8 protein-coding genes are annotated in these 8,878 nt (G+C 71.8%); 7 read left to right on the top strand and 1 reads right to left on the bottom strand.

The features are described from left to right. Positions 1–51: 51 nt before the first annotated feature. Positions 52–570, bottom strand: a complete 519-nt coding sequence (locus ACTWP8_RS30825) for a lytic polysaccharide monooxygenase auxiliary activity family 9 protein (protein ID WP_443325369.1) — start codon at positions 568–570, stop codon at positions 52–54. Between the two features lie 238 nt (positions 571–808). Here ACTWP8_RS30825 and ACTWP8_RS30820 point away from each other — a divergent pair, with 238 nt between their 5' ends. The 7 genes from ACTWP8_RS30820 (at position 809) to ACTWP8_RS30790 (ending at position 8,779) form a co-directional block, all read left to right on the top strand. After that, positions 809–2,023, top strand: coding sequence for a DUF4032 domain-containing protein (locus ACTWP8_RS30820; RefSeq protein ID WP_443325368.1), 1,215 nt, complete (start codon positions 809–811; stop codon positions 2,021–2,023). Between the two features lie 359 nt (positions 2,024–2,382). After that, entirely contained in the window at positions 2,383–3,180 is a 798-nt protein-coding gene (locus tag ACTWP8_RS30815; RefSeq protein ID WP_443325367.1) for a VOC family protein, read from the top strand. Positions 3,181–3,248: 68 nt separating this feature from the next. Next, a complete protein-coding gene (locus tag ACTWP8_RS30810; RefSeq protein WP_443325366.1) occupies positions 3,249–3,866 on the top strand; it encodes a 2Fe-2S iron-sulfur cluster-binding protein in 618 nt (205 codons plus the stop codon). Continuing rightward, positions 3,863–4,867: an FAD binding domain-containing protein gene (locus ACTWP8_RS30805; RefSeq protein ID WP_443325365.1), complete on the top strand. Its 1,005-nt coding sequence runs from the start codon at positions 3,863–3,865 to the stop codon at positions 4,865–4,867. The genes ACTWP8_RS30810 and ACTWP8_RS30805 overlap by 4 nt, the downstream gene beginning before the upstream one ends. Further along, the gene (locus ACTWP8_RS30800; protein WP_443325364.1) at positions 4,864–6,966 is read left to right on the top strand and encodes a xanthine dehydrogenase family protein molybdopterin-binding subunit; all 2,103 of its coding nucleotides are present in this window, start codon (positions 4,864–4,866) and stop codon (positions 6,964–6,966) included. The genes ACTWP8_RS30805 and ACTWP8_RS30800 overlap by 4 nt, the downstream gene beginning before the upstream one ends. Before the next feature lie 92 nt (positions 6,967–7,058). Further along, on the top strand, positions 7,059–7,688 hold the full coding sequence (locus ACTWP8_RS30795; protein ID WP_443325363.1) for an alpha-ketoglutarate-dependent dioxygenase AlkB family protein: 630 nt from the start codon (positions 7,059–7,061) through the stop codon (positions 7,686–7,688). A gap of 137 nt (positions 7,689–7,825) precedes the next feature. Continuing rightward, positions 7,826–8,779, top strand: a complete 954-nt coding sequence (locus ACTWP8_RS30790; RefSeq protein ID WP_443325362.1) for an NAD-dependent epimerase/dehydratase family protein — start codon at positions 7,826–7,828, stop codon at positions 8,777–8,779. Positions 8,780–8,878 lie beyond the last annotated feature (99 nt).

Genomic DNA, 8,878 nt, shown 5'->3' with positions numbered 1-8,878 from the left:
CCCCCCCCCCCCCCAGGCCGCGAACGGGGCTGTGATTCCCTTCGCCGGACGCTAGCCGCCGATGTTCACGTCAATGCACGCGTAGAACGCATTGGCCGTGTCCGCGATGTTCCACACCGCGAGCACCTTCTGCTTGCCGCTGATGCCGCCGAAGTCGACCTGGTGCGTGACGGTCTCGCCCGGCTGGGCTCCTCCGTCGTCGAACTCGGCGACCTTCGTGCCACCGACGAAGTACTGCCAGGTGCTGGTGGAGTGCCGTGCGGTCAGCTTCCAGCTGAAGCCTGCCGTGCTGCCGACGGGCGTGACCGCCCAGCCCTTGCTGTCGTCGTCGAGCTCGGCGAACTGCGAGTTGCCGCCGCTGCAACTCGTCAGGCCCTTCGGCCCTTCGACGCTCTGCGGCTCGTACTTGATGGGACCGCAGGGTACGGTCCCCGCGGCGCACTGGGCCTGCCTGCTCGGGGGCGACGACACGTAGCCGTGTGCGCTGGCCGTGCTCGCCGGAAGGCTCAGGGCGAGGAGAGGGGCGACACCCGCACCGATGACGACGGCCAGCTTCCTTTTCTTGTGCATGTCAACTCCTTCACAGCGGAGGCCGCCGTCAGGGTGGGGTGGCGGCCCCGCTGATGGTGGGGGGACGTGAAGTCGTCAGTGGTCGGCCACGGTCGGCGGCGCAGTCGCCCGCAGGAGGGCAACTGCCAACAGGGCGACTCGAGTTCACGCCCGTGGACATTGGTCTAGACTTTACCCCTCGTCAGCCCTCGGTCAAGGGCACTCCCACCGACCTGCGTCTCTGCCCCAGACTGTGCGCATGGAGCTGCAGATCACCGCGACCTCGCCCGAGCACCCGGCCGCCCTCCTCGACCTGCCGTGGAGCGTCCCGCTGGCGGAATGGCCGGACGAGCACCTGGTCGCGCTGCCCCGCGGCATCTCACGCCACATCGTCCGGTTCGCGCGAGCGGGCGACGAAGTGGTCGCGGTGAAGGAGGTCGGCGAGTGGGCGGCCATACGCGAGTACGGGCTGCTGCGCGACCTCGACCGGCTCGCCGTCCCCGCGGTCGACGCGGTCGCGGTCGTCACCGGGCGGACCGGCGAGCGCGGCGAGCCGCTGGAGCCGGCCCTCGTGACCCGCCATCTCAAGGGCTCGCTGCCGTACCGCTCGATGTTCGAGACGACGATGCGGCCCGGCACGATCAAGCGTCTGCTCGACGCGCTCGCCGTACTGCTCGTGCGACTGCACCTCATCGGATTCGCCTGGGGGGACTGCTCGCTGTCCAACACCCTCTTCCGGCGCGACGCGGGCGCGTACGCCGCGTACCTGGTGGATGCGGAGACCGGACAGGTCCAGCCGCAGCTCACGGGCGGGCAGCGGGAGTACGACGTCGAGATCGCGCGGGTGAACATCGCCGGCGAGCTGATGGACCTGGAGGCGGGCGGGTCCCTGCACCCCTCGGTGGACCCCGTGCTGTTCGGCCAGGCCATCGCCGAGCGGTACGACGAGCTGTGGCATGAACTGACCCGCCAGTCGGTCTACCCGCTCACCAAGCGGCACTACATCGACCGGCGCATCCGGCGCCTCAACGACCTCGGTTTCGACGTGGCCGAAATGCAGATCCAGCGCTCGCCGGACGGAGACGCGGTCACGTTCCTGCCGAAGGTCGTCGACGCGGGCCACCACCAGCGGCAGCTGCTGCGGCTCACCGGCATGGACGCGGAGGAGAACCAGGCGCGCAGCCTCCTCAACGACCTGGAGACCTGGATGGTCTCGCAGGACGACTACGCGCCGGGCGATCCTCTCGGCGCGCGCCCCGAGGTCCTCGCCCACCGATGGGTCCGCGACGTCTTCCGGCCGACCGTACGGGCCGTTCCCCGCGAGCTGCGCGGCTCCACCGACACCGCGCAGATCTACTACGAACTGCTGGAGCACCGCTGGCTGCTGTCCGAACGAGCGCAGCGCGACGTGGGTCTGGAAGCCACCGTCGAGGACTACGTGCGGACGGTGCTGCCGCACCATCCGGAGGTATGAGCAGCCGGCATGGGTGGACGTCTCAGCGGCGCACGGCGTACGCGGCGCGCGAGCGAACCCGATCGGCCCCCGCACCCTTGAAGCCCCATGCCGTCGGAGCCCCCCCGCCTCCGGTCCGGGAGCATACCCGCGGACACGTGCTCAGGCCTCATGATGACGGGAAACCGGACCGACGGCACCGCCGGGGGCGGGCGGCGGCTCAGCGGAAGCGCGCAGGCGGGAGGTGCGCAGGCGGGAGGTGCGCGCCGAGTGGCGGTGGCCACCGTTCTCCGGGAGCCTGGGCGGTGGCGGGGGAGTTTTCACCCGGCCCGTGGCCGGACGGGGCCCGTGGCGGGGATTCACGTCGTTGGAGGCGCATCATGCCCGAGGTCACCGCTCCGTACGCGCCCGGAACCCCGTGCTGGGTCGATCTCATGGCCCCCGACCAGCAGGCCGCCCTGGACTTCTACCGCGATCTGTTCGGCTGGCAGGGCGAGATCGGTCCGCCCGAGTTCGGCGGCTACGCGACCTGCGAGCTGCACGGCAAGCCGGTCGCCGGGATCATGTCCGCGCAGCCGATGGGGGAGGACCAGCCGGCGCCGCCCACCGTCTGGACGACCTACATCGCCTCCGCCGACACCGACGCGACGGCGCGGGCGATCACGGAGAACGGCGGCACCATCGTATTCCCCGCGGACGATGTCTCCACGCTCGGCCGGATGTTGATCGCCGCCGACCCGGACGGCGCGGTGTTCGGGGTCTGGCAGGCGAAGGACTTCCCCGGCGCCCAGATCGTCAACGAACCCGGTGCGGTGATCTGGAACGAGCTGGCGACCTGGGAGCCCGACCGGGCCCGTGAGTTCTACCCGGCCGCGCTCGGCATCGGCATCTCCCTCATGGAGGGCTTCGAGGACTACTTCTCGCTCGACGCGGGCGGCCGCACGGTCGGCGGCATGCGGCCCCAGGGTGAGGAGACGCCGAAGGAAGTGCCCTCGCACTGGCTCACGTACTTCGCCGTCGACGACGCGGACTCCACGGTGGACGCCCTGGTCAGGGCGGGTGGCACGGTGCTGCAGCCGGCGTTCGACATGCCGGCGGGGCGGATGGCCGTGGTCCAGGACCCGCAGGGCGCGGTGTTCGCCGTCCTCAAGCCGGTCCCCATCACGCCGCCTGCCTAGGAGCGGCCGGTCAGCGGGCGGCTGCCGCCCGACATGCGGCCTCCATCCCGTGGTGGGAGGCTTCGCGTATGGCGACCGCCCTGAGCAGCGCGATCACGCTGCGCATCAACGGAGAGGACCGTTCCCTCACCCTCGACAACCGCGTGACCCTGCTCGACGCGCTCCGGGAGCATCTCCGGCTGGGCGGTACGAAGAAGGGCTGCGACCACGGGCAGTGCGGGGCGTGCACAGTCCTCATGGACGGGCGCCGGGTGAACAGCTGCCTCGTCCTGGCCGTCGCCGCGGCCGGACACGACATCGTCTCCATCGAGGGTGTCGCCGCACTCGACCCGACGAGCGATCTCCATCCCGTACAGCGGGCGTTCATCGACCACGACGGCTTCCAGTGCGGCTACTGCACGCCGGGGCAGATCTGTTCGGCGATCGGTGCGCTCGACGAGGCGGCGCGCGGTTGGCCCAGTGATGTCACCGAGGATGTGGCGGCAGGGATTTCCTCGCCGAGCGCTCTGGACGCGGACGAGGTCCGCGAGCGGATGAGCGGCAACCTGTGCCGCTGCGCGGCCTACGTCGGCATCGTGGACGCGATCCTCGAGGCGGCAGGCGCGGCGGTCGGCGCGAGCGGGGGCGGGCAGCGCGCCTCCGCCGGGGGATCCGCTCCCCGGCCGGCCACGGGAGCCGCACGATGAGGCCCTTCACGTACGAGCGCGTCACCGAACCCGAGGCTGCGGCCAACCTTCTGGCGGACCGCCCGGACGCGATGTATCTCGCGGGCGGCACCAACCTCGTGGACCTGATGAAACTCGGCGTCGCCAGGCCCGCGGTGCTCGTGGACATCTCCGGGCTGCCCTACGACCGGATCGAGCACCGGCCCGACGGCGGCGTGCTGATCGGTGCGACCGTGCGCAACAGCGAGCTGGCCGGCGACCGCGGTGTCCGCGAGCGCTTCCCGCTGCTCGCCGAGGCACTGCTGTCCGGGGCTTCCGGCCAGCTGAGGACGCTGGCCACCACCGGCGGGAATCTGCTGCAGCGCACCCGCTGCGTGTACTTCCAGGACGTCACCAAGCCGTGCAACAAGCGCGAGCCGGGAGCGGGCTGTTCGGCCATCCACGGCAGTCACCGCGACCTCGCCGTGATCGGCACGTCGGACGCCTGCGTGGCCACCCACCCCTCGGACATGGCGGTGGCGCTGGCCGCCCTCGATGCCACGGTGCATCTGCAGCGCAACGGCGGCACGGACCGGGTGCCGCTCTCGGAGTTCTATCTCCTGCCCGGTGACAGCCCCGACCAGGAGACGGTGCTGGGGTCCGGTGACCTGGTCTCCGGCGTCGAGCTGCCGCCGCCTCCCGCAGGGGCAGCCATGCGCTACCGCAAGGTCCGCGACCGCTGGTCCTACGCCTTCGCGGTGGTCTCGGTCGCCGCCGTGGTCGCGACCGGGCCCGACGGCGCGCTCCGCGACATCCGGCTCGCGCTCGGCGGAGTGGCCCCGAAGCCGTGGCGGGCCCGGCGGGCCGAGGAACTGCTGACGGGCCGGCAGCCGACGCGGGACCTGCTCCGGTCCGCCGCGCGGGCCGAACTCGAGCCTGCGCGCCCCCTCCCCCACAACGCATTCAAGATCGACCTCGCCGTCGACCTGATCGCGGCGACCGTGCTGGACCTCGCGGGCGGAGCGGGCGGAGAGCGGGCATGACCACGCTGGAGAGGTCCGTCGGCGCGCCGGTCTCGCGGATCGAGGGACGCGACAAGGTCACCGGGGCCGCGCTCTACGCGTACGAGTACCCGGTGCGGGACGTGGTGTACGCCTGGGCCGTGCAGTCGACGGTCGCGCGCGGCCGCGTACGCGCCGTGGACGGCAGCGCCGCGCTGGCCCAGCCGGACGTCCTCGCGGTGCTGGACAGCGGCAGCGTCCCACGGCTGCACCATGCCGACGACCCCGAGCTGGCCGTGCTGCAGTCCCCCGAAGTCGCCCACCGCGGGCAGATCGTCGCCGCCGTGGTCGCGACCACGCTGGAGGCGGCGCGCGAGGGGGCCGCGGCGGTACGGGTGGAGTACGACGAGGAGGAGCACGACGCCCTGCTGCGCGCGGACGATCCGCGGATCTACGTGCCGGACGCGGTCAACGGGGGCTACCCCGGCGAGCTGGAGTCCGGTGACGTCGAGAGCGCGCTGGCCACGGCCCCGGTCGCCGTCGACGCCACGTACACGACGCCGCCCGAGCACGCCAGCCCCATGGAGCCGCACGCCACGATCGCGGTCTGGGAGGGCGACACGCTGACCCTCTACAACGGCGACCAGGGGCCGTGGGTGTCCGCGACCGTGCTCGCCGCGCTCTTCGGCCTCCCCGCCGAGTCCGTGCACATCGTCGCGGATCACGTGGGCGGCGGCTTCGGCTCCAAAGGGCTCCCCCGCCCGCCGACCGTGCTCGCCGCCCTGGCCGCCCGGGCCATCGGCAGGCCGGTCAAACTCGCCGTCACCAGGCAGCAGATGTTCACGATGGTCTCCTACCGGACGCCGACCGTGCAGCGCGTGCGCCTCGGCGCGGAGAAGGACGGCCGGCTCACCGCCATCTGGCACGACGCCGTCCAGCAGAGCTCCAGAATCGCCGAGTTCTGCGAGCAGACGGTCACGCCCACCCGCGTCATGTACGCCGCCCCCAACCGGCGTACGACGCACCGGCTCCTGCGCCTCGACGTGCCGACCCCTTCCTGGATGCGGGCCCCCGGCGAAACACCGGGCATGTTCGCGCTCGAGTCCGCCATGGACGAGCTGGCGTACGCGCTGGCCATGGACCCCATCGAACTGCGCGTGGCCAACGAGCCGTCCGTGGACCCGGAGTCCGGGCTGCCGTTCAGCAGCCGCAATCTCGTCGGGTGCCTGCGGGAGGGCGCGGCCCGCTTCGGCTGGGACCGCCGGGACCCCGCTCCCGGCGTCCGCCGCGACGGCCGCTGGCTCCTCGGAACCGGCGTCGCGGCCTCCAACTACCCCGTCTATCTCATGCCGGCCACCGCCACCGCGCGCGTGGAGCCCGGCGGCAGGTTCCTCGTCCGGATCGCGGCGGCCGACATCGGCACGGGAGCCCGTACGGCCCTGACGCAGGTGGCGGCGGACGAACTCGGCGCGCCGCTGGACCGGGTGACCGTGGAGGTCGGGCGCAGCGCCTACGGTGCCGCACCGTACGCCGGCGGGTCCCTGGGAATGGGCTCCTGGGGGTGGGCCGTGGGCAAGGCATGCCGGGCGCTGGCAGCGGAACTCGACGACAGATCCCGGGCGGTTCCACCAGGCGGTCTGGAGGTACGGGCGGACACGACCGAGGACTTCCGGGCCAGGAAGAACCTCTCGCGGTACTCCTTCGGGGCGCAGTTCGCGGATGTCCGGGTCGACGCCGACACCGGGCAGGTCCGGGTCGACCGGCTGCTCGGCATCTTCGCGGCGGGCCGCATCATCAACGCCCGTACGGCGCGCTCGCAGCTCATCGGCGGCATGTGCATGGGCCTGTCCATGGCCCTGCACGAAACCCTCGAAATGGACCCGCGGTTCGGCGACTTCGCCAACCACGACCTGGCCACGTACCACGTGGCGACGCACGCCGACATCCGCACCGTGGAGGCCCACTGGCTCGAAGAGCAGGATGACGAGCTCAACCCGATCGGCGCCAAGGGCATCGGCGAACTCGGCATCGTCGGCACCGCGGCGGCCATCGCGAACGCCGTCCACCACGCGACGGGTGTCCGCGTCCGGGACCTGCCGATCCTGCTGGAGCGTGTCCGGTCCGGTCCGGCGACCGCCTGACGGGCGTGGACGGCCCGAGGAGCTCGATCGGCTCGATCGGCTCGATCAAGCCGATTAGCTCATACGTTCTAATCCGAGCATAGACTGTCGCCATGACCATTCACCTGCAGGGCTCTCTCTTCGACGAGACCGACGAGGTCGGCCTGCGGTCGCTGGACCCCATCCGCCGCACGCCACTCGGCCGCGGCGCGTGGATCGACGTACTGCCGGGCTGGCTGACCGGCGCCGACGCGCTGTTCGAGTCGCTCGCCACCTCCGTGCCCTGGCGCGCCGAGCAGCGGCGGATGTACGAGCGCGTGGTTGATGTGCCACGGCTGCTGGCCTTCTACGGGGCGGACGATCCCCTGCCTCACCCGGTGCTGACGGAGGCCCGTACGGCGCTCAGCGAGCACTACGCGGAGGAGCTGGGCGAGCCCTTCACCACCGCGGGACTCTGCTACTACCGCGACGGCCACGACAGCGTCGCCTGGCACGGGGACAGGATCGGCCGCGGCGACACCGAGGACACGATGGTCGCCATCGTCTCCGTCGGAGAACCGCGGTCCTTGCTCCTGCGGCCGCGGGAGGATCACGGGCGGACGGTCCGGCAATCACTGGGCCACGGCGACCTGATCGTCATGGGCGGCTCGTGCCAGCGCACCTGGGAGCACTCGATCCCCAAGACCAACAGGCCCGTCGGCCCCCGCATCAGCATCCAGTTCCGGCCGCACGACGTGGCCTGAGGCGAACCCGTCGGCCGACCGCGCCACGCCACGCCTCCCTGCGCACAACCCCTTCTCCCTTGCCCGCACCAATAGCCAGAGTTATAGTCTCTAACTAACGCGAGGTACCGTAACGAATAACTCATGGAGGAGCCGTCATGTCTGCTGCCGAACGCGACGAACTGCACGTCGTCCTGGGGTCGGGACCCGCCGGCACCGCCCTCGCCGCCGAGCTGGCGCGCAGGGGGCACGAGGTCCGCCTCGTGAACCGCTCAGGGTCGGGACCCGCCATCGAGGGGGTGGACCGCGTCGCCGGGGACGCGAGCAGCGCCGAGCAGATGCGCGCCGCCATGACGGACGCCGCGGTCGCCTACCACTGCGTCAACGTGGGGTACGAACTCCAGGTCCAGGTGATGCCCGGCATCCAGCAGGCGGTCCTCGCGGCGGCCGAGGCCACCGGGGCGCGCCTGGTGGTGCTCGACACCCTCTACCCGTACGGGAACACCGGCGGCGCGGTGATGACGGAGGACACCCCTTGGCGGGCGACCACCCGCAAAGGCCGGATGCGCGCCGAGCTCGACCAGAACTACCTGACCGCCCACCGCGAAGGCCGGGCCCGCGTCGTACTGGGGCGCTCCGCAGACTTCGTGGGGCCCGGGGTCGTCAACTCCACGCTGGGCGGCGCGGTCTTCCCCGGCGCGCTCACCGGCGGGGAGGTCCTGGCCCTGGGCGACACCGACCTCCCGCACAGCTACACCGCCATCGGCGATGTGGCCGCGGGCCTGGCCACACTGGGCGAAAACCCCGAGGCCGACGGCCGGGTATGGCACCTGCCCACCGCACCCGCACTCACGACGCGCGAGGTCCACACGATGATCGGGGAGCGCGTCGGGCGTCCGCTGAACCTCGTGGTCCTGGAGGAGGCCCGCCCCTTCGGCCCGTTCGACAAGGTGTTCATGGACGAGTACGCCGAGATGTTCTACCAGCACACCGAGCCGCAGATCATGGACTCATCCGCCTTCGAGCGCGCCTTCGGGGTGTACCCGGCCCCGATGAGCGAGACGCTCGACGCCACGCTGTCCTGGTACCGCGACTGGCTTGCCGGCCGGTGAAGCCCGGTCACGTCCGCCTGCCCTGACCCGGGCCAACGGCCCGTGGGGCAGCGGGCGTTACGCTTGGAAGGCGGCCGTCGCCGTCCCAGCTGAGCGGCG

Source organism: Streptomyces sp. 7N604, from assembly GCF_052245475.1.
GTDB lineage: Bacteria > Actinomycetota > Actinomycetes > Streptomycetales > Streptomycetaceae > Streptomyces.
Note: the sequence above shows the minus strand (reverse complement) of the source record. Positions and strands in the feature narration are given on the sequence as shown.

Bases quoted from the DNA above. Each gene is read 5' to 3' on its own strand.
- ACTWP8_RS30790 (WP_443325362.1), top strand. From the start codon at position 7,826: ATGTCTGCTGCCGAACGCGACGAACTGCACGTCGTCCTGGGGTCGGGA.
- ACTWP8_RS30810 (WP_443325366.1), top strand. From the start codon at position 3,249: ATGGCGACCGCCCTGAGCAGCGCGATCACGCTGCGCATCAACGGAGAG.
- ACTWP8_RS30820 (WP_443325368.1), top strand. From the start codon at position 809: ATGGAGCTGCAGATCACCGCGACCTCGCCCGAGCACCCGGCCGCCCTC.
- ACTWP8_RS30800 (WP_443325364.1), top strand. From the start codon at position 4,864: ATGACCACGCTGGAGAGGTCCGTCGGCGCGCCGGTCTCGCGGATCGAG.
- ACTWP8_RS30795 (WP_443325363.1), top strand. From the start codon at position 7,059: ATGACCATTCACCTGCAGGGCTCTCTCTTCGACGAGACCGACGAGGTC.
- ACTWP8_RS30825 (WP_443325369.1), bottom strand. From the start codon at position 570: ATGCACAAGAAAAGGAAGCTGGCCGTCGTCATCGGTGCGGGTGTCGCC.
- ACTWP8_RS30815 (WP_443325367.1), top strand. From the start codon at position 2,383: ATGCCCGAGGTCACCGCTCCGTACGCGCCCGGAACCCCGTGCTGGGTC.
- ACTWP8_RS30805 (WP_443325365.1), top strand. From the start codon at position 3,863: ATGAGGCCCTTCACGTACGAGCGCGTCACCGAACCCGAGGCTGCGGCC.